Source organism: Mammaliicoccus sciuri (assembly GCF_002901825.1).
GTDB lineage: Bacteria > Bacillota > Bacilli > Staphylococcales > Staphylococcaceae > Mammaliicoccus > Mammaliicoccus sciuri.
Genome location: NZ_PPQD01000018.1, coordinates 273,672 through 294,611, shown reverse-complemented (window position 1 = coordinate 294,611; position 20,940 = coordinate 273,672). Strand labels below are relative to the sequence as shown.

Genomic DNA, 20,940 nt, shown 5'->3' with positions numbered 1-20,940 from the left:
ACCTCCTTTTTGTATAGTATAAAAGAAATAAGCTACAATGAAATCATCCAGAATTAAATTTATGCCCAACCAGATTGGAGTTACATTTATGGAAAAACCTATCTACCAAAAAATTATAGATGATATGTTAAGAGATATTAATAATGGTCATTTAGAAGTTGGTATGAAAATACCTTCGCAAAGAGCTTTAACGCAAAAGTATGGTGTGAATAGATCAACAATTGTACATGTCATTGATATTTTGAAAAGTTATGGCGTGCTTGAAAGTAAGGAAAGAAAAGGGATATACGTTTCGAAAAATAAATGGAATGAGTATGTGAGTAATAATTTAAATTGGCAAGATTATATAGGGAATAGTATTAACCAGAACAACCAATATTATATTAGAGAAATTAATAGATGCGAATTTATACCTGATATGGTGAGATTAGGGACGGGCGAACTTTCGCCAAAATTAATACCTAATGATGCATTTCATGAAATTATTTCTAAAGATTTAAGCCGTCAATTGACTTCAAATTATGAAGCACCTAAAGGAAATATTCAGTTGAGACAACAAGTTAAAGAACTTGTTAAAAAAAGAGGTATTGAGTGTAGTGTAGAAGAAATTTGTATCACTTCTGGTGCGTTACAAGGTTTGAAGTTGATAGCTGATGGATTATTAATCCCCAAATCCAAAATTATCGTTGAAACACCTTCTTATATTAATTCAATTAGAACTTGGCACAAAATCCATTCCAAAATGATACCTTTATCAATTGATTATATAAGGAATAATATTCATGCGATTTTTAAAGAAGATGAAGATTACAGTAATAGCATATTTTATTGTAATCCTACTTTGCATAATCCTACATCACACACATATACAGTGAAAGAGAAGGAGCAAATTCTTGAACAATGTAAAGCGAAGGGTATTCCTGTTGTGGAAGATGATATTTATAGTGAGCTGTGGTTTGAAGGTCCGATTCCTAAATCTATGAAAGAGCTTGATACAAGTCATAATGTGCTGTATTTAGGAAGTCTATCTAAAACAGTTAGTCCGGGTCTCAGAATAGGCTGGTTAATTGGTAACGAACGAGTCATTAATCATTTAGCAGACTTAAAAATGCAAAATGACTATGGTGCAAGTTCGATTTCTCAATTTATAGCTACTAAATGGTTGGCACATTACCATGAAACGCATATTGGAGAAATTAAACGCAATTTAAAAAGGCGCAAAGATATGATGGAAGATGCTTTAACAGAATCTTTCTCAGATATTGGTAGATGGTCTAAAGTAGAAGGGTCTTTCTATATTTGGTTCAGATTTAATGAAAGTATTGATTTAAAAAGGTTATTCAAACTTGCTTTAGAGGAAGGGTTGCTCATTCATCCAGGGGAGATATATTCAGAAAAAGAAAAGCATAGTTTAAGATTTTCTTATTCATATATTGATGAACATGATATAAAGGAAAGTATTTATAAATTAAGAACGATCATCGATAGAGAAAACTTGTTAAATAAAAGAAAATCCTCGAACTCTTAATATGAGTGCGAGGATTGATTTTATTATTTGTTCACAATATAGCTCGGTGTATCACCTTGTAGTTTCTTAATCGTATTATTTGCGACGATTCTTGCCATTTCATCACGTGCTTCAAATGTAGCATTTCCGATGTGCGGTGTTATCACGACATTATCCATTGTTTTAAGTGCATCTGTAATTTCTGGTTCAAATTCAAATACATCTAATGCAGCACCTTCGATTGTTTTAGATTGTAAAGCTTCAACTAAAGCTTGTTCATCTACAATAGGTCCGCGTGATGCGTTAATAATATATGCAGTATCTTTCATTTTTTCAAAAGTTTCTTTATTGAATAAATGATGTAAATCATCAGAATAGGCAGCATTAATTGTAATGAAATCTGCTTGTTCTAACATCTCATCAAGACTGACATAAGTAGCCCCTAATGAAGCTTCTTGTTCTGGCTTTCTATGTGGTCCGGTATATAGGATGTTCATGTCGAAACCTTTGGCACGTCTAGCAACAGCAGAACCTATTTCACCAAGTCCAACTATGCCGATAGTCTTACCGGAGACTTCCCTACCTCTAAAGAATAATGGTGCCCAACCGTTGAATCCTGTTGTTCTACAAAGCTGGTCGCCTTCAGCAATTCTTCTAGATACGGCAAGTAATATACCAATCGTTAAATCTGCTGTAGCATTTGTTGAGGCTTTCGGTGTATTTGTAACATCAATCCCTTTTTCTCTAGCATGTTTAACATCAATGTTATTGAAACCAGCACCATAATTTGCAATGATTTTTAAGTTTGGTGCTTGATCAATAATTTCTTTATCGATATTTGTAGATAGTGGACTAATAATCGCATCTACATCTGTTACTTTTTGAAGTAAAGTATCTTTCGTAATTAATTGATCCCCTTCAAAGACTTCTACTTCAAAATGTTCTTGTAACATTTCTAATCCTTCTGTTGGAATTTCTCCAGTTATGAATACTTTATTCATGATGTAACCTCCTATAAAACTTTTAATCGTTTATATGATAATTATACCCTAATGAGCAAGTTTCCATTCACTGAATTTACGTACGATGACTTCAAAAGCAATGTGATACGGTAAGAAGCTGGAATAAGAAGTTTGGTTAAATAGTTCTATCGGTGAACTATTAACGTATATATTGTAGCTTGCATTCTGAGCTAAATAGTTATCTTTCAATGTTGTAATAGAAATATAACTAATATTTCGTGTATGCATAATCTCGACGTTCTCTCTTAAGTGTGATGTTTCGCCTGATAATGAAATGATGAAAATTAAATCGTCTTTATTCATTTGATTCATAGCGATTTTAAGTTCATTCTCGTCGTTAATAACCATTACTCTTTTATTGATAGAAAGAAAGTGTCGTTGAGCATCACGGGCGACGTTTAGTTGAGCGACACCTGTACCATATATGTAGATGTAAGGCGCTTGATTGATTTGTTCACTTATATAGTCATAGTCGATCATTTTTAAATGTTTCATAGTTTGTTGTAAATCTTGCTCTAAACTTTCAATGATATCTGTCGATGGGTTAGATGTTTGTCTATTTAATTTAATGTATGCTTTAAAATCACTATAACCATCAAAGCCAAGTTTACGAGCGAGTCGGTGAATAGAAGAAATTGAAGTGTGTGATATATCGGCTATTTCTTGTATTTTTAATCGATGAATCAAGTGAATATTTTGATTAATCATTTGTATGATATGTATATCATTGTCATTAAGTTGTTGATAATGTTCATTAATCAGTTTATCCAAAATCATTATAATCCTCCATTCGAAGTGAAAAAATTTTCATGTTATGAAAATATAATCTAAGTTTACTATGTGATTTCTATTTACGTCAAACCTATTGGCAAATGTAAGCGCTTCCTATATTGTGAAGATAAATTGATGAGGAAAAGGGGTTAAAATATGAATGCAATTAAACGATTTGGTAGTGCTATGATTGTTCCGGTATTACTATTTGCATTTTTCGGTATTGTTGTAGGATTTGCAACATTATTTAAAAATCCAAATATTATGGGTTCAATAGCTGAAGATGGCACAATGTGGTTTAAAATTTGGAGTTTAATTGAAGCGGGTGGTTGGACAATATTCAACCATATGGAACTAGCGTTTGTGATTGGACTTCCAATCTCACTTGCTAAAAAAGCTCAAGGTAGAGCAACACTAGCAGCTTTAATGATTTATTTAGTATTTAACAATTTTATTAATGCAATTTTAACCCTTTGGCCAAAGACGTTCGGAGTAGATTTATCAAAGGGTGTTGAAAATTTAACGGGCGTAAAAGAAATAGCTGGTATTCCAACATTAGACACAAGTATCATTGGTGCAATCTTCATATCAGCAATCGTTATTTGGATACATAATCGTTTCTATGATAAGAAATTACCTGAAATGGTCGGGATTTTCCAAGGTCTACCATACGTTGTTATCATTGGATTCTTTGTTATGATCCCAATCGCTTTTATCGTATGTGCGGTATGGCCAACAGTACAAGCAGGTATCGGTTCATTACAAGGTGTCATGTTGAAATCAGGATTTGTAGGAGTTTGGCTATTCCACTTCTTAGAAAGAATATTGATTCCTACAGGATTACATCATTTCATATACACACCATTTGAATATGGACCTGCAGCGGTCAATGGTGGATTGAAACCTTATTGGATTCAACACTTAACAGAATTCTCTAATTCTGCTAAATCTCTTAAAGACCTTTATCCATATGGATTCTTGTTACAAGGTAACATTAAAATATTTGGTTGTTTAGGTATTGCGTTAGCGATGTACGCTTCAACACCAAAAGAGAACAAGAAAAAGGTATTAGCATTAGTATTACCAGCAGGATTAACAGCAATTTTCGCAGGTATTACAGAACCATTAGAATTTACATTCTTGTTTATCGCACCTTACTTATTCTTAATTCATGCATTATTAGGTGCAACAATGGTTACAATTATGTACCTATTTGGAGTAGTAGGTATTCAAGGTGGTGGCGCGATAGAAATCGCGGCAATAAACTGGATTCCATTATTCTCTAATCACGGCATGACTTACGTTGCACAATTTATCATTGGTATCATCTTTGTTGTGATTTACTTCTTTGTATTTAAGTTTATTATTGAGAAGTTTAATGTACCATTACCTGGACGTGTAGCTGATGATGGCGATGCTAAGCTTTATACGAAACAAGATTATAAGTCTAAGAAAGCAAGTGCTGATACACAAATGGATGACAATGCATCAGAATATGATACGAAAGCTATTTATTTCTTAGAAGGATTAGGTGGTAAAGACAATATTAAAGACGTTACAAATTGTGCGACACGATTAAGAGTAACGGTTAAAGATCCAAGTTTAGTGAAAGATAACGACTATTTCACACATAATCAAATGGCACATGGTGTAGCGAAAAGTGGTACAAATGTTCAAGTAATAGTGGGACTTAGTGTACCTCAAGTAAGAGATTCATTTGAAACGATGATATAAAAATATGGAGGTCATAAATAATGAAGAAATTTAACATAACAATAGCAGGTGGCGGAAGTACATTTACGCCAGGCATTATATTAATGTTACTGGATCATTTAGAAGATTTTCCGATTGATACGATTAAACTATACGACAATGATGGTGATAGACAACAAACCATTGCGGATGCTTGTGAAATATTACTTCATGAAAGAGCGCCTGGTGTTAAGTTACAGGCGAGTACGGACCCTAAAACAGCTTTTGAAAATGTAGATTTCGTTATGGCACACATACGTGTTGGTAAATATGCGATGAGAGAACAAGACGAGAAGATCCCGTTGAAACACGGTGTCGTTGGACAAGAAACGTGTGGACCTGGTGGTATATCATATGGTATGCGTTCTATTACAGGCGTACTAGAAATTGTAGATTACATGGAACAATATTCACCAGATGCTTGGATGTTAAATTATTCAAATCCTGCTGCAATTGTAGCTGAAGCAACTCGAAAATTAAGACCTCATTCTAAAATTTTAAATATTTGCGATATGCCTATTGGTATTGAAGAACTAATGGCAACAAATATTGGGCTGAAATCTAGAAAAGAAATGGTCGTTAAATATTATGGTTTGAATCACTTCGGTTGGTGGACAGATATAAGAGATAAGTCTGGTAATGATTTAATGCCAAGTATCATTAAACACGTTGAACAATTTGGGTATTCTACTGACACGGGCAGTGATATTGAACAGGAAGCAAGTTGGAATGATACGTTCAAGAAAGCGCGTGATGTACAAGCACTTGATAAAGATACATTACCTAACACATATTTAAAATATTACTTCTTCCCTGATTACGTTGTGGAACATTCGAATAAGGACTATACAAGAGCGAATGAAGTGATGGCAGGACGAGAAAAATTTGTGTTCGGTGAATGTCAAAAAATCATTGATCAAGGTACTGCTGAAGGAACGGAATTAACAATAGATGAACATGCATCTTATATCGTAGACTTAGCAAGAGCCATTGCTTTTAATACGAAAGAAAGAATGTTAATGATTGTTGAGAATAATGGTGCCATTTCAAACTTTGAACCAACAGCTATGGTTGAAATTCCATGTTTAGTTGGTAGCGAAGGACCAGAACCTTTATCAGTTGGTGAAATACCAAGATTCCAAAAAAGTTTAATGGAACAACAAGTGGGTGTTGAGAAATTAACAGTTGAAGCTTATGAAGACCAATCTTATCAAAAACTATGGCAAGCACTGACGTTATCTCGTACAGTTCCGAGTGCATCAGTAGCTAAAAATATATTAGATGACCTCATTGAAGCAAATAAAGAATACTGGCCAGAATTGAAGTAGAATGATAATTGAATTACTATTTATAAGCGTGCAAGGCTTACGAGCCTTGCACGTTTTTCTTTGTCTTATATCTGTTTAAGAACAATATATCGTATATCGACTTTCTTTAATCGCAAACTTTTAAATGATATAATTAGCTGAAATGATATATATTTTTTATTTAAAAATATAAGGGAGCATATCTATGTATATAGAAAGAAAACCAACAATCAATTTAGCAGAATTAAAGAAGGAATTTACGAATAATTTAGGTGAAATTGAATATGCGCAGTCTTCTGAACAAGCGCTAGAAGAGTTGTTTAATTTTGTAGAACTACAACATCAATATGCTGCAGCATTAGAAGAAATCGGGACAAAGTTGAAAATATTGGACGATGAATTCCAAGTTGCTTATAAACATAATCCAATTCATCATATGGAAAAGCGTGTTAAAGAATTTCCAAGTCTCATTAAGAAATTAAGACGAAAAGGATTTCCTTTAAATGCGAACTCAGCAAAAGAGAATATTCAAGATATCGCGGGAATAAGAGTTATTTGTAATTATCTAGAAGATGTCTATACAATTGAAAAATTATTACTTAGACAAGCTGACGTAAAATTATTAAAAAGAAAAGACTATATAGAAAATCCTAAAATGAATGGATATAAAAGTTTACATTTAGTTGTATCTATTCCTGTATTTTTAGCAGAAAGTGTTCAAGTAATACCTGTTGAAATTCAAATTCGAACAATTGGAATGGATATGTGGGCGAGTTTAGAACATAAATTAAGATATAAGAATTCTCATGTATCTACAGAACAATATGAAGAAAAGTTAAAAGAATGTTCAATAGAAATAACAAATGTAGAACGTAAAATGCAAGAAATGAATGATGAAATTTATCATGATACGAATAAAAGTATGATAAAAGTAGACGAAAATTAATACATTAGGCACAAAGTAGAGCAGAAATTTCTTAGATTTAAGGATATCTGCTCTTTTTAATGATTTAGTATATAATAAATTAAAATCATTCAGGTAATAATATTGAGGAGTGAAAAAATGGAGAAAAACCTTAAAGTTGAAGCTTTTATGCAACGTGAAAAAAAGTGGAAAGATGAATTTGAACTATTAAGAGAAATTATACATGAATGTGATTTAGAAGAAGATTATAAATGGATGCACCCATGTTATACATTGAAAGGTAAAAATGTTGTATTGATACATGGATTTAAAGAATATTGTGCACTTTTATTTCATAAAGGTTCATTACTTAAAGATCCTGAAAAATTACTCATTCAACAAACGAAAAATGTTCAAGCAGCAAGACAATTGAGATTCACCAATGTAGATCAAATAAAAGAACAACGAGATATTATTAAAGCATATGTTGAAGAAGCAATCGAGCTTGAAAAGTCAGGTGCTAAAGTAGAATTAAAGAAAACAGAAGAATATGAAATGCCAGTTGAACTACAAGAACAACTAGATCAAAATAGTAACTTAAAAGAAGCTTTTTATAATTTGACCCCAGGAAGACAACGACAATATATTTACTATATTAGCCAAGCAAAGCGCCCAGCAACACGCGTTAGTCGAGTAGAAAAATATATTGATCATATATTGGACGGCAAAGGGTTAAATGATGAGTAAAGGTAATGAAAATATGAATGCTGTGATTGAAGAAATCGTGGAATTTATTAAGCGTTCTAACCATCAAATCATGATTAGAATTGGTGGACATGGTGGTTCAGGAAAAAGTACATTTTGTCAGGAATTAATAAAATGTCTAGATCCAAAAGACTACAACATGATCAGCACAGATACTTATATAGTAAACTCGAATTTAAGAAAACATACAAAGGCGAAATATATGTATAACGGAATAGAGCACGAAGCGAAAGTAACTGCTTGTATGCCTGAAGCGCATAATGTTGATATTCTAGAACGCGATATACGTGCTTTACATAATGGTATAGATATCATGACTATTGAAACACCATGGCAACAATCTGAACGTTTAGACGCCACAAAGAAAGTCACGATTTTAGAAGGTATGACTACCACATTTATAGATTCAAAATGGATTGATTTATCTATCTACATCTATACGGATAATGAAACTGAGTTGCAAAGAAGATTTGACCGTGATGTTCATGTAAGAGGAATAGATATAGAATATTTAAAGGCATCTCAAGATGAAAGACGTATTCAATATGAATTGTTCATGCATCCTCTTCTTGAAAATTTTGATATTGTCATTGATCATTCAAATGATTTGTTTAAAATACTGAAAAATCAATTAAATTAAACCTTTGTTTGATACATTTTGGAAATAGAATGATATAGTAAAAGTGTTAATTAATTTTAAGGGGGATTTTTTGTGGCAGATTCAGTAAAATTATTAAAAACACTTACAGATATTAATGGTATTTCGGGATTTGAGTATAATGTTAAATCTAAAATGAAAGAATACTTAGAACCTGTAAGTGATGAAATTATTGAAGATAATCTAGGTGGTATTTTCGGGAAAAAGAACGCTAAAAATGGTTCTAAAACAATTTTAATAGCGGGTCACTTAGATGAAATCGGATTTATGGTTACACGTATCGATGAAGATGGTTACATCAAATTCACAACAATTGGTGGATGGTGGAACCAAGTTATGCTTTCACAAAAAGTAACCATTACAACAGATGAAGGCAAAGAAATTAGAGGTATTATTGGTTCTAAACCTCCTCATGTGTTAAGTCCAGAAGAACGTAAAAAACCTGTCGACGTTAAAGAGATGTTTATTGATATAGGTGTTGATAATAAAGAAGCGGTTGAAGGTCTAGGTATTGAAATCGGAAATATGGTGACACCTTATTCTGAGTTTGAAACTTTAGGTGACGGTAACTACTTAACTGCAAAAGCATTCGATAACAGATTCGGTTGTGCGTTAAGTGTTGATGTATTAAATGAACTTAAAAACGATGAGCTTGGTATTAACTTGGTTTCAGGTGCGACTGTACAAGAAGAAGTAGGTTTACGTGGTGCGAAAGTTGCTGCAAACAAAATTAAGCCAGATTTATCTATCGCAGTGGATGTCGGTATTGCTTATGATACACCAGGTATGAAAGGGCAAGATCACGAAACGAAATTAGGTAATGGACCACTTGTATTGTTAATGGACGGTACGAATATCGGTCACGTTGGATTTAGAAAATTCATCAAAAACGTAGCAAAAGATAAAGGCATTGATGTTCAATGGGATAATATAACAGGTGGCGGAACAGATGCAGGTAGTATTCACGTAGCAAACGAAGGTACACCAACAATCTCAATAGGCGTTCCATTACGTTATATGCATTCAAACGTATCAATCCTTCATAAAGAAGACTACTTAAACGCAGTAAAATTAGTAGCTGAAATCGTAAAAGCATTAAACGATGAAACAGTTAAAAATATTATGTGGTAAGAAATCGAAAAAATGATTAAAAAAATATGACTTAAACAAGAGATAAATCAAGTTGAATAACAATTTGGTTTGTCTCTTGTTTACGTAGTGAATGAGGTGAAATTTTGAATAGAACAATTTATTTTGTGAGGCATTCTATCAGGGATACTCGTATAAAAGAGGATGAATCAGCACCTCTTACTGAATTAGGTAAACAGTATGCAATGCAGATGTCGGGATTCTTTCAATATAAAAATATTCAACATATATTATCAAGTCCTTATAAACGGACGATTGATACAATTAAACCTACTGCTGAGCTATTGAATCTTAAAATTAAAGAAATCGAGCCATTTAAAGAACGAATAATAGGTGAATGGGTAGAAAATTTTGATGAATTTTCTTTGAGACAATGGAGTCAAACAGATTATAGGTTACCAAACGGAGAAAGTCTTGAAGATGTTAGAAACCGTATAGTACCTTCTTATCAAAAAGTGTTGAGTCAATATGAAGGTAATTTGATCATAACAGGTCATGGTACAGCTTTAGCAGTATTATTTAATGAATTAACTGGATCATTTACATATGAAGATTGGAAAAACATGAAAATGCCTGACATTTATCAATTTGATTATGACCATCAAAATAATATTTCTTTCAAAAAAGTAGAAATGAATTTTTAGTAAAAGTCATTGTTGTCAACTGTTATGACCAAGTTATAATTTATTATTATAATAAAATAAATTTTAGTAGTATAGTAATCGTTTTATTAGGTTTGTTTTTTGTTTGTAAAGCTTATAAATATGCTTTATCATGGTTAATAGAGATGGAAGTACTTGATTCATTCAAGTGCTTCTTTTTTTATATTTATTGAATAAAAAGGAAGTGTAAATCATCGAAAAAGAAAAGAAAAAGTTACTTCGAAAAATGGTTAAACCATTTGAAAATAACAACTTGAAGAAAAGTACAATTCAAATTATAAACACAATCATCCCATTAATTGCGCTTATTGTTGGTGGCTTGGTAAGTTATCAATTACATTGGTCATTATCGATCCTATGTGGTGTATTGGCATCCGGTTTCATTATTAGAACATTTATTATTTTTCACGATTGTTGCCACGGATCATTTTTGAGTAAGAAAAAGAACAATGATTTATTAGGAAATATAACTGGGCTATTAACATTCTTTCCATATGAAAAATGGAGAAGAGAGCATATTATTCATCATACAAGTAGCGGAAATTTAGAAAAACGTGGTATTGGTGATATTTGGGTCATGACTATTGAAGAATATCATGAAGCTTCAAAATTCACTCAATTTAAATATAGAATGTATAGACACCCGTTTGTGATGTTTATATTAGGACCAATATTCCTTATGTTTATTTCAAACAGAATGAATGCTAAAGATGCAAAAGCTAAAGAAAAACGTAACACTTGGTTGCATAATATAATATTGCTAGTTCTTTATGTAGGTATTTTCTTTATTGTAGGTGCAGTTCCATTTGTACTTGTATTTCTACCAATGTTATTTATTGCAGGTATGTTAGGTATTTGGTTATTTTATATTCAACATACATTTGAAGATTCATATTTCGAAGAATCATCAGAGTGGGATTATGTGAAAGCCGCTATAGAAGGCAGTTCATATTATAAATTACCAAAAGTATTTCAATGGATGACAGGGAACATCGGGTATCATCATGTTCATCATTTAAGTCCAAGAATTCCAAACTATCAATTAGAACAAGCACATGAAAAGACACCACCATTACATCACGCAACAACCATAACAATTAAAGAAAGTTTAGAATCTCTGAAATATAAATTATATGACGAGAAAAATAAATGCTTCATTACTTTTAAAGAATATACTTTAAGATTTAAGAGAACACATGCGTAAAAGTTAATAATTGAAACGGGACATTGAGCATGTCCTGTTTTTTTATGAGCAAGTTTGGCTAGAAGTGCAAATACTGATACCGTTATTAGCAGTTTTGATGAGAAATGCAAATACTGATACCGTTATTAGCAGTTTGGGCTGAAGGTGCAAATAACGAGTGTGTTAGTAACACTTCGACCGAGTTTTGTAATTAAGGCGGTCCATAGTAACATTTCGACCGAGTTTTGTAATTAAGGAGGTCCATAGTAACACTTCGACCGAGTTTTGTAATTAAGGTGGTCCATAGTAACACTTCGGCTGACTTTTGTAACTAACACCCCCGTTATGAACAAGTTTGGATGAAAGTGTTCACTACGAAGGCTCTACAACTCCCCATGCCATAAACTTCCGACTCACAAAAAAATATAAGAACTGAATTAAAACAACTATATAAATTATTTCATTATTTTTAATTCTTGTTATAATGATAATTAATTGAAAAATCAGTACATTTATTGGAAGGGTGAATGTCGTGAAGATTACGAAAATCTTAAATAACAATGTTGTGATTTCCAAGATTAATGGGGAAGAGCGTATTGTTATGGGGGCTGGTATTGCTTTTGGGAAGAAGAATGGCCAGGCTATTGAGAAAGATAAAATTGATAAGATTTTTAGAATGACGAGTGATGAACAAGAGAGAATGCTTACTTTAATTAAAGAATTAGATGATGATGTGTTACTAATTTCTCAGGAAATTATTGTTGAAGCGAATAAACTTTATAAGGAACCACTGTCTGAATCTATTTATATTGCGTTAACGGATCATATTAATTATGCAATTAAACGTCATAAAGAAGGTACTGTTATTAATAATCCTTTGCTTTACGAAATTAAGCGATTATATCCAGATGAATATAAAATTGGTTTGTTCGGTATTGATAGAGTAGCTAAACATTTTAATCTTGATATGCCTAAAGACGAAGCTGGCTTTATCGCGATGCATATTGTCAATGCGAATATGAACGAGTCTATCTCAAACGTTTATGAAATTACAAAAATCACCCAGAGTATTGTAAATTTAGTAAGATATCACTTTAATTTAGATATCTCTGAAGAAGAATTAAGCTACGCGCGTTTTATAACACATTTAAAATTCTTCAGTCAGAGATTAATTAATTCTGAAAGTTTAGAAGAAGTGATGGATATATCTTTATTGTCATCGTTACAGAAAAAATATAGTGAATCCAATCGTTGTGTCGATAAAATTGGTGATTTTCTAAAAAGAAATTATAATCACGATTTATCTAATGACGAAAGGGTTTATCTTATTTTACATATCGCAAGATTATTAAAATCTTCATGAAAGCGTTGACAAATAAAATGTAAGCGTTATAATAAGTTTAAATTAATAAACAATTACTTTAAACGGCAAGTGAATTTGCTGTTTGGGATTGTAACTTTAAGTAGGCAAAACCCAGAGTAATGCATAACGAACATTGGGATTCGTATGTATTATTCTGGGTTTTTTTCTATGAAAATGGAGGGATTTAAATGAAGTATGAAGCGTTAGCAAAAGATATCGTAGAGAAAGTCGGTGGCAAAGAAAATATCAATTCTTTAACACATTGTATTACAAGATTAAGATTTCAGCTGAAAGATACGGGAAAAGCTGATACAGAATATTTAAAGAATAAGGAAGGTATTGTGACGGTTATGGAATCAGGTGGCCAATATCAAGTTGTAATTGGTAATCACGTTCCAGATGTGTACGATGCAGTTCGTAAAGAAGCGAATATTAGTGATGGTGCTTCTAGTAGTAGTTCATCAAGTAACGGATCATTATTTAATCGCTTTATTGATTTGATTTCAGGTATATTCCAACCAATTTTAGGCGTGTTAGCTGCAGCGGGGATGATCAAAGGTTTTGCAGCACTATTTTTAGCAGTTGGTTGGCTTACAGAGAAGTCGGGAACATATCAAATTATGCATGCAATTGGTGATGCATTATTCTACTTCTTCCCAATATTCTTAGGTTTAACAGCAGCGAAAAAATTTGGCTCTAATCAGTTTATTGGTATGGCATTAGGTGCAGCACTTGTTTATCCAACGCTTGTAAGTGCAATGGCGTTAGGTAATGAAAATGCAACGATGCTCTTTAGCGGGACATTCTTTGAATCAGAAAGTGCTTTAACATTTTTAGGCATACCAGTCATATCGATGACTTATACACAAAGTGTTATTCCAATTGTGTTCTCAGTATTCTTCGCATCTAAATTAGAGAAATTCTTGAAGAAAGTTATACCAGATGTCGTGAAGACGTTCTTAGTACCATTCTTCACATTAATCATTATTGTGCCATTAACATTCTTAATTATTGGACCTATCTCTACATGGGCAGCCAATTTAATTGGTGCAGGCGCATTAGGTTTATATAACTTTAGTCCATTATTTGCGGGGCTATTGGTTGGCGCATTCTGGCAAGTCCTTGTTATCTTCGGTTTACATTGGGGACTAGTAGCCATAGCCATTAATAATGTTTCAACATCAGGCTTCGATATTATTATACCTTTAACATTTGCAGCTTCATTTGCACAAACAGGTATTGTATTAGGTATATTCTTTAGAACAAAGAATAAGCAACTTAAATCTTTAAGTATTCCAGCATTTGTGTCAGGTATCTTTGGCGTAACAGAGCCTGCTATTTATGGTATTACTTTACCTAGAAAGAAACCATTTATTTATAGCTGTATAGTGGCAGGTATAACTGGCGCTATGATCGGTTGGGCAGGTACGAAAATGTTCTTTATGGGTGGACTTGGTATTTTCGGATATACAACATTTATAGGCAAAGCAGGTTTAGATATGGCATTCTGGATGTCATTAATCGCAACGGGTTCAGCAGTGATACTTGGTTTAATTGTCGGTTATTTAACGCATAGTGATAAGAAAGAAGCAACAATTGATAAAGGTGCTAACGCTGGAGAAACAGCACAAGAATCAGTCGTAAATGATGTATTAGTAGAATCGCCAGTATCAGGTAATGTTGTAGATTTAACAACGATTCAAGATCCAGTCTTTTCATCTTTAGCAATGGGTAAAGGTATTGCGATTGAACCGGATAGCAATGTTGTTGTGGCAACATTTAATGGTGTTGTCGAAAGTTTATTCCCGACTGGTCATGCAATTGGATTAAAATCAGACAACGGTGCTGAAGTATTGATTCATATTGGAATTGATACAGTTAAATTAGAAGGCAAGTATTTTAAACCGCTTGTATCACAAGGAGAAACAGTTGAAATCGGACAACCTTTAATTGAATTCGATAGAGAAGCAATTAAGCAAGAAGGATACGATACAGTTATTCCGGTTGTTGTTACAAATTCTAATTTAGCAAAAGATGTCGTTCTTGAAGATCACAAAACGATTGAAACAGGTAAACATATATTAACGGTTATTTTATAGAGGAGGATTTGAAATGAGTTTAAGTAAAGATTTCTTATGGGGTGGCGCAGTAGCAGCCAATCAATGTGAAGGTGCCTATGATGTAGATGGTAAAGGATTAAGTTTAGTGGATGTACTACCAGCAGGAGAAGAAAGACAAATTCCATTATTCAATCCAGCAAAAGGTTTAAAAGAAACATTCGATTACTATCCAAGTCATGAATCGATTGATTTTTATCATCGTTATGAAGAAGATATTAAACTATTTGCAGAAATGGGCTATAAAGTGTTGAGAATGTCAATTTCATGGCCAAGAATTTTCCCGAAAGGTGACGAAGTTGAACCGAATGAACAAGGCTTAGCTTTTTATGATAAAGTGTTCGACACTTTAAAAGCTTACGACATTGAACCTTTAGTAACATTAAATCATTTTGATACACCACTTTATTTAGCTCAAGAATACGGTGGATGGTATAACAGAAAAACGATTGATTTCTTCGTGAACTACAGTCGAGTTGTATTTGAACGTTACAAAGATAAAGTGAAATATTGGTTAACACATAACGAGATCAACATGATTTTACACATACCTTATATTGGTGGTGGGCTCATTATTGAAGATGAAGCTAATGCTGAACAAATTAAATATCAAGCTGCACATCATTTATTAGTTGGTTCAAGTCTCGCTACTAAAGTCGGTAAAGAAATTAATCCAGATTTCCAAATTGGCTGTATGTTAGCTGCCGGAGAAGTTTATCCAAATACTTGTCATCCTCAAGATATGTTAGCAGCACTTCAGAAAAATAGGGAACAATATATCTTTATTGATGTGCAATCAAGAGGTGAATATCCAAGTTATAGTAAACGCATGTTTGAAGAATTAGGTGTAGAGATTCAACAAAAACAAGGCGATGCAGAAATATTAAAAGCACATACTGTCGATTTTATTTCATTCTCGTACTATTCAAGCAGATTAGAAAGTGGAGATGAAGAAGTTAATAAACAAAAAGGTGCCGGTAACGCATTTGCATCATTAAAGAATCCTTACTTAGAAGCTTCTGATTGGGGCTGGCAAATTGACCCAGTAGGTTTACGCGTTACAATGAATCAAATATATGATCGCTACCAAAAACCATTATTTATTGTAGAAAATGGACTTGGTGCGAAAGACGAAGTAACTGAAGACGGTAAAATTCACGATGAATATCGAATTAAATATTTAAGTGAACATTTAGATCAAATGATTGAAGCCGTTAAAGACGGTGTTGAATTATTAGGCTATACATCTTGGGGTTGTATTGACCTTGTTTCAGCAGGTAGCGGAGAAATGAAGAAACGTTATGGCTTTATCTATGTTGATCGTGATAATCGAGGTAACGGTACTTTAGACCGTACACCTAAAGATTCATTCTATTGGTATCAAAAAGTGATTCAAACAAATGGTGAAGACTTAAGTTATTAAATATTAACTATCAAAGGAGTAATGAATATGGAGACGAACACTGGATTTAAAGATGGCTTTTTATGGGGTGGCGCAACTGCAGCCAATCAAATAGAAGGTGCATTTGATGAAGATGGTAAAGGTTTATCAAGCGCGGACTTTGTAGAGTATATTCCGAAAGATCAAAGAACGAAAGATAATCATATGGAAGTGACAACTGAACATATTCAGAAAGTGTTGAGTGGTGAACATACCGGTCGATTCCCTAAAAGAGAAGGTATTGATTTTTATCACCGTTATGAAGAAGATATTCAATTATTAGCTGAAATGGGATTTAAAGCATTTAGATTATCTATTCATTGGTCTAGAATTTTCCCTAAAGGATATGAAGCAGAACCAAATGAAGCGGGATTAGCATTTTATGAGAAAGTGTTCAAAACATTAAAATCATATAATATCGAACCTGTTGTCACTTTGAGTCACTATGAAACGCCATATGGTTTAACGGAGCGATATAATGGATGGGTAGATCGCGCAGTTGTTGGACACTTCGAGCATTATGCTAAGACTGTGTTTAATCGATATAAAGGTTTAGTTAAATATTGGATGACATTTAACGAAATCAATATTATTAATATTTCACCATTTACAGGTGGCGGTATCATTTCAGATAAATTAGAGAATCCGACAGAAGCATCTTATCAAGCGCTACATCATCAATTATTAGCATCTAGTTTAGCAACAAAAGCTCTTAGAGAAATTGATGCAGATGCACAAATTGGTTGTATGTTAGCGAGAATGAAACATTATCCATATACATGTAATCCAGAAGATGTATTAAAAGCTATGCAAGAAGATCAAATGAATCTACTTTATACAGATGTTCACGCGTTAGGAGAATATCCGAACTACTATAAACAATTTTTAAAAGAAAATGATTTTTCATTAAAAATTGAAGATGGTGACTTAGAAATACTTAAAGCATATACAGTTGATTATATTTCATTTAGTTATTATATGTCGTTACTATCCGCAAACAGTGAAGAAGGAGAAGTAACAGAAGGAAACTTGATGAATAGTTTGAAAAATCCATACTTAGAAGCATCAGATTGGGGTTGGCAAATAGATCCAATAGGACTCCGTATCGTGCTAAATGAATTCTGGGATAGATATCATAAACCATTATTCATTGTAGAAAATGGATTAGGTGCGAAAGACGTCGTAGAAGAAGATGGAAGCATTCACGATACTTATAGAATAGATTATTTACAAAAACATATACAAGAAATGAAAAAAGCCGTACAAGACGGTGTAGATTTAATGGGATACTTAGCATGGGGCCCAATCGATTTAGTATCAATGTCTACTAGTGAGATGAGTAAGCGTTACGGATTTATATATGTCGATAAAGATGATGATGGTAACGGAACGGGTAATAGATCTAAAAAAGATTCTTTCGAATGGTACAAAGAGGTTATCTTAACAAACGGCGCGCAATTATAGAATTGTGTGAACAACTAAATAGATGATTTAATAAAAATTCGCATAATCTGGCCACAATCAGATTATGTGTTTTTTTTATGCAATAATGCAATCAGTTGCATTGATGTGAAATGTTTCGGATTATATAACGAAGTAGATTACACATCTATAACAATCAGTAAACGCTTACAATAAATGCAGGGAGGTTATTTGATTGCTTAGTAAACGACAGAGAAATATATTGTCTTATTTATCATCTGAGAACAACTTCGTCACGATTTCTGAATTGGCATCTTTATTTCAAGTGAGTGAACGTACGATTCAATATGATTTAGAGTATATCGAATCGTTTAAAGACAAATTGAATATTGATGTTGAAAGAAATAAAAGTTTAGGCGTCAAATTGTCACATAAAGAAAGCTACATGGCATCAAATGATGTTGAGTTAGATATTCATTATTCCAAGAATGAAAGAAAAGAACAGATTATTCTAAGATTATTTGAATCAACACATCCAATCAGTTCTCAAAGTTTAGCAGATTTGTTAAATGTATCACGCCGAACGGTTGTAGATGATTTGAAAAGTGTTCAAGCTTGGTTAGAAACGTATGCCCTTATGCTTGAATATAAAAAGAATAAAGGATTTGTAATAGAAGGTAATGAAAAGCAACTCAGAGAAGCGTATGCGCATGTGGTGAATGAATACTTTAAGAAATCTACTGCACAAATTGGTATTGAAGTATTCTCGAAAGAAGAGCTTGAGAAAATACGACGAGCTGTGATTACGACCATTAATAATCAAGATTTTCAATTAGTTCAAGTTGGTATTGATGGCTTAATATATCACATTATTATCGCCATTCATCGTGCCAAAGCAGAATTTGTATTTGAAATCCCTGATGAAGAGTATAAGCGGCTACGTAAGACAGAGGCATTTGAAATTGCCATTCAAATAACTGCCGAGTTAGAAAAGTTATTTGATATCGTATTTCCTAAAAGTGAAGCGGCATTTATAACTTTGCATTTATTAGGTGCACGTGTAAACAAGTATCATCAAGAACAATCACAACAGAATATTACGGAACTATCTAAATTATTTATTCAAAAGGTCAGTGCTCAAATAGGTGTTCCACTAATGCATGATCATAAATTGATCACTGGCCTCGTCACACATTTACAACCGGCAATTCATCGTATGTCATTCAATATGCAACATGAAAACCCACTAAAGCAAGAGATATTACGAGAGTATTATGAAGTCGTTTTAGCGATTAAACAACAAGTTTGGATATTTGAAGAAGCCTATCACGTTAAATTTAACGAAGATGAAATTGCATATTTAGCACTTCATATTGCATCTTCAATAGAACGCATGTCTAACGAGGAAACGACACATATTAAAGTCATCTTATTATGTGGTTCTGGCGTTGGGACATCACAATTGTTGAAAAGTCGAATAAAAAATATTTACCCAGAGTTAGAAATATTAGATGCTTTTTCAATATATGACATTTCAGAAAGCTTTTTGAAATCTCACGGTGTAGATTATATACTGTCAACTGTTCCAGTAGAAGGTTTTTCAGTGCCTACGATAGAAGTGTCACCATTCTTAAATAAAGATGATAGAAACAAAATCAATGAAATGATTAATGATTATAGAGAACGATATATATCCAGTTTCAAAACGGTCGGTCCGAGTTTAGAAGACGTCATTCCAAAAGAACATATCGAAACACACGTGAAAGCTGGAAGTAGAAATAAAGCCATCCAAAAGAGTGTTGAAGTGCTGGTGAATTCAAAACATGTAAATGCTCAATATGGTACCGATATTATGAAGCATTTAGATAAATTTGGACCGTATATGGTCATTGGTCCGAATATTGCTTTACTGCATTCGAATTTTGAAAATGTAAATGTACCGGTCAGCATGGCTATTACACATTTCGAGGATGGTATAGACTTCGGACATGATAGATTTGATCCTGTAAAAGTTGTGATTACACTTGCGACGAGCCAACCACAAATACATTTGAATGCACTTGGTCAGTTGAGTCAAATCATTATGGATGAAGACGCAAGGGCAGAATTAATGAAAGGCGAAAAAGCAGTAATACGACAACTCATAAAAAAAGCAAGCCAAAGTGAGGAGAGTGTCTAAATTTGACCTTGATTATAAAAGAAGAACACATTCAAATTAAAGAAAAAGTATCCAATTGGGAAGAGAGTATTCAAATTGCAGCTCAGCCGTTATTGGAAGTGGGTTATTTTAATCAAGCTTATATCAATTCAATGATTCAAAGTGTGCATGATATGGGACCATACATTGTTATTGCGCCAGAGATTGCGATTGCACATGCAAGACCGAATGATGATGTTCATAAAGTAGGATTAAGCTTACTTAAATTAAATGAACATATTAATTTCTCGGATAATAGCCATTATGCATCGTTAATATTTGTCTTAAGCGCAATTGATAACGAAGCACATCTTGAAATTTTAAGGAAATTAGCAACTATTTTAAGCGACAAAGAAACAGTTCAATCATTGATTGACGCAAACAGTAAATCAGAAATTATCAATATATTTAAGGAGAATGATTAATATGAAAATTTTAGTAGTATGTGGACACGGTTTAGGAAGTAGTTTCATGGTAGAAATGAATGCACAAGAAGCTTTGAAGAATTTACAAGCACCATCTGATATAGAAGTAGAACACAGTGATATTATGACAGCTAGTCCAGATATGGCAGATATATTTATTTGTGGAAGAGACTTAGAAGAGAATGCGCAACGTTTAGGTGAAGTAGTCGTGTTAGATAACATTTTAGACAAAGAAGAATTACAAAACAAACTAGAAGAAAAATTAAAAGGATTGAACATATTATAAGCAAAGGGG

Annotated in this window: 18 protein-coding genes; 16 read left to right on the top strand and 2 right to left on the bottom strand. The window is 32.9% G+C overall.

Annotated elements, in window-relative coordinates; genetic code table 11:
* Positions 1-88: 88 nt before the first annotated feature.
* Entirely contained in the window at positions 89-1,528 is a 1,440-nt protein-coding gene (locus tag CD035_RS05940; protein WP_048541618.1) for an aminotransferase-like domain-containing protein, read from the top strand.
* Positions 1,529-1,551: 23 nt separating this feature from the next.
* Here CD035_RS05940 and CD035_RS05935 read toward each other — a convergent pair whose 3' ends face one another.
* Both CD035_RS05935 and CD035_RS05930 read right to left on the bottom strand, forming a co-directional pair.
* Positions 1,552-2,508 (bottom strand): 2-hydroxyacid dehydrogenase family protein, encoded by a 957-nt coding sequence (locus tag CD035_RS05935; RefSeq protein ID WP_048541621.1) that lies wholly within the window; start codon positions 2,506-2,508, stop codon positions 1,552-1,554.
* A gap of 48 nt (positions 2,509-2,556) precedes the next feature.
* Positions 2,557-3,306 (bottom strand): MurR/RpiR family transcriptional regulator, encoded by a 750-nt coding sequence (locus CD035_RS05930; RefSeq protein ID WP_048541622.1) that lies wholly within the window; start codon positions 3,304-3,306, stop codon positions 2,557-2,559.
* A 150-nt stretch (positions 3,307-3,456) separates the two neighbouring features.
* Here CD035_RS05930 and CD035_RS05925 point away from each other — a divergent pair, with 150 nt between their 5' ends.
* From CD035_RS05925 to CD035_RS05855, 15 genes are all read left to right on the top strand, one after another.
* The gene (locus CD035_RS05925) at positions 3,457-5,034 is read left to right on the top strand and encodes an alpha-glucoside-specific PTS transporter subunit IIBC (RefSeq protein ID WP_048541624.1); all 1,578 of its coding nucleotides are present in this window, start codon (positions 3,457-3,459) and stop codon (positions 5,032-5,034) included.
* A gap of 20 nt (positions 5,035-5,054) precedes the next feature.
* The gene (locus CD035_RS05920) at positions 5,055-6,380 is read left to right on the top strand and encodes a 6-phospho-alpha-glucosidase (protein WP_048541626.1); all 1,326 of its coding nucleotides are present in this window, start codon (positions 5,055-5,057) and stop codon (positions 6,378-6,380) included.
* A 184-nt stretch (positions 6,381-6,564) separates the two neighbouring features.
* Positions 6,565-7,305: a GTP pyrophosphokinase gene (locus tag CD035_RS05915; RefSeq protein ID WP_048541628.1), complete on the top strand. Its 741-nt coding sequence runs from the start codon at positions 6,565-6,567 to the stop codon at positions 7,303-7,305.
* A gap of 117 nt (positions 7,306-7,422) precedes the next feature.
* Positions 7,423-8,010 (top strand): YdeI/OmpD-associated family protein, encoded by a 588-nt coding sequence (locus CD035_RS05910; RefSeq protein ID WP_048541632.1) that lies wholly within the window; start codon positions 7,423-7,425, stop codon positions 8,008-8,010.
* A complete protein-coding gene (locus CD035_RS05905) occupies positions 8,003-8,668 on the top strand; it encodes a uridine kinase family protein (protein WP_229412523.1) in 666 nt (221 codons plus the stop codon). Before CD035_RS05910 ends, CD035_RS05905 begins: the two co-directional genes overlap by 8 nt.
* Before the next feature lie 72 nt (positions 8,669-8,740).
* Positions 8,741-9,817 carry a M42 family metallopeptidase gene (locus CD035_RS05900; protein WP_048541635.1) on the top strand — a complete coding sequence of 359 codons (1,077 nt, stop codon included), beginning with the start codon at positions 8,741-8,743 and terminating at the stop codon, positions 9,815-9,817.
* A gap of 104 nt (positions 9,818-9,921) precedes the next feature.
* Positions 9,922-10,479, top strand: a complete 558-nt coding sequence (locus CD035_RS05895; RefSeq protein WP_048541638.1) for a histidine phosphatase family protein — start codon at positions 9,922-9,924, stop codon at positions 10,477-10,479.
* A gap of 244 nt (positions 10,480-10,723) precedes the next feature.
* Positions 10,724-11,701 (top strand): Delta(5) desaturase DesA, encoded by a 978-nt coding sequence (desA, locus tag CD035_RS05890; RefSeq protein ID WP_153653649.1) that lies wholly within the window; start codon positions 10,724-10,726, stop codon positions 11,699-11,701.
* A gap of 511 nt (positions 11,702-12,212) precedes the next feature.
* Positions 12,213-13,043 (top strand): BglG family transcription antiterminator LicT, encoded by an 831-nt coding sequence (gene licT, locus CD035_RS05885; protein ID WP_048541640.1) that lies wholly within the window; start codon positions 12,213-12,215, stop codon positions 13,041-13,043.
* A 188-nt stretch (positions 13,044-13,231) separates the two neighbouring features.
* The gene (locus tag CD035_RS05880; RefSeq protein ID WP_048541642.1) at positions 13,232-15,142 is read left to right on the top strand and encodes a beta-glucoside-specific PTS transporter subunit IIABC; all 1,911 of its coding nucleotides are present in this window, start codon (positions 13,232-13,234) and stop codon (positions 15,140-15,142) included.
* Positions 15,143-15,155: 13 nt separating this feature from the next.
* On the top strand, positions 15,156-16,583 hold the full coding sequence (locus CD035_RS05875; protein WP_048541644.1) for a 6-phospho-beta-glucosidase: 1,428 nt from the start codon (positions 15,156-15,158) through the stop codon (positions 16,581-16,583).
* A gap of 27 nt (positions 16,584-16,610) precedes the next feature.
* Positions 16,611-18,065: a glycoside hydrolase family 1 protein gene (locus CD035_RS05870; protein ID WP_048541646.1), complete on the top strand. Its 1,455-nt coding sequence runs from the start codon at positions 16,611-16,613 to the stop codon at positions 18,063-18,065.
* A 193-nt stretch (positions 18,066-18,258) separates the two neighbouring features.
* Positions 18,259-20,202, top strand: coding sequence for a BglG family transcription antiterminator (locus CD035_RS05865; protein WP_048541648.1), 1,944 nt, complete (start codon positions 18,259-18,261; stop codon positions 20,200-20,202).
* A 2-nt stretch (positions 20,203-20,204) separates the two neighbouring features.
* A complete protein-coding gene (locus tag CD035_RS05860) occupies positions 20,205-20,645 on the top strand; it encodes a PTS sugar transporter subunit IIA (RefSeq protein ID WP_048541650.1) in 441 nt (146 codons plus the stop codon).
* A 1-nt stretch (position 20,646) separates the two neighbouring features.
* Positions 20,647-20,931, top strand: coding sequence for a PTS sugar transporter subunit IIB (locus tag CD035_RS05855; RefSeq protein ID WP_025906341.1), 285 nt, complete (start codon positions 20,647-20,649; stop codon positions 20,929-20,931).
* Positions 20,932-20,940 lie beyond the last annotated feature (9 nt).

Coding starts and splice junctions, on each gene's coding strand:
- CD035_RS05940 (WP_048541618.1), top strand. CDS start 89: ATGGAAAAACCTATCTACCAAAAAATTATAGATGATATGTTAAGAGAT.
- CD035_RS05935 (WP_048541621.1), bottom strand. CDS start 2,508: ATGAATAAAGTATTCATAACTGGAGAAATTCCAACAGAAGGATTAGAA.
- CD035_RS05930 (WP_048541622.1), bottom strand. CDS start 3,306: ATGATTTTGGATAAACTGATTAATGAACATTATCAACAACTTAATGAC.
- CD035_RS05925 (WP_048541624.1), top strand. CDS start 3,457: ATGAATGCAATTAAACGATTTGGTAGTGCTATGATTGTTCCGGTATTA.
- CD035_RS05920 (WP_048541626.1), top strand. CDS start 5,055: ATGAAGAAATTTAACATAACAATAGCAGGTGGCGGAAGTACATTTACG.
- CD035_RS05915 (WP_048541628.1), top strand. CDS start 6,565: ATGTATATAGAAAGAAAACCAACAATCAATTTAGCAGAATTAAAGAAG.
- CD035_RS05910 (WP_048541632.1), top strand. CDS start 7,423: ATGGAGAAAAACCTTAAAGTTGAAGCTTTTATGCAACGTGAAAAAAAG.
- CD035_RS05905 (WP_229412523.1), top strand. CDS start 8,003: ATGAGTAAAGGTAATGAAAATATGAATGCTGTGATTGAAGAAATCGTG.
- desA (WP_153653649.1), top strand. CDS start 10,724: ATGGTTAAACCATTTGAAAATAACAACTTGAAGAAAAGTACAATTCAA.
- CD035_RS05880 (WP_048541642.1), top strand. CDS start 13,232: ATGAAGTATGAAGCGTTAGCAAAAGATATCGTAGAGAAAGTCGGTGGC.
- CD035_RS05875 (WP_048541644.1), top strand. CDS start 15,156: ATGAGTTTAAGTAAAGATTTCTTATGGGGTGGCGCAGTAGCAGCCAAT.
- CD035_RS05870 (WP_048541646.1), top strand. CDS start 16,611: ATGGAGACGAACACTGGATTTAAAGATGGCTTTTTATGGGGTGGCGCA.
- CD035_RS05855 (WP_025906341.1), top strand. CDS start 20,647: ATGAAAATTTTAGTAGTATGTGGACACGGTTTAGGAAGTAGTTTCATG.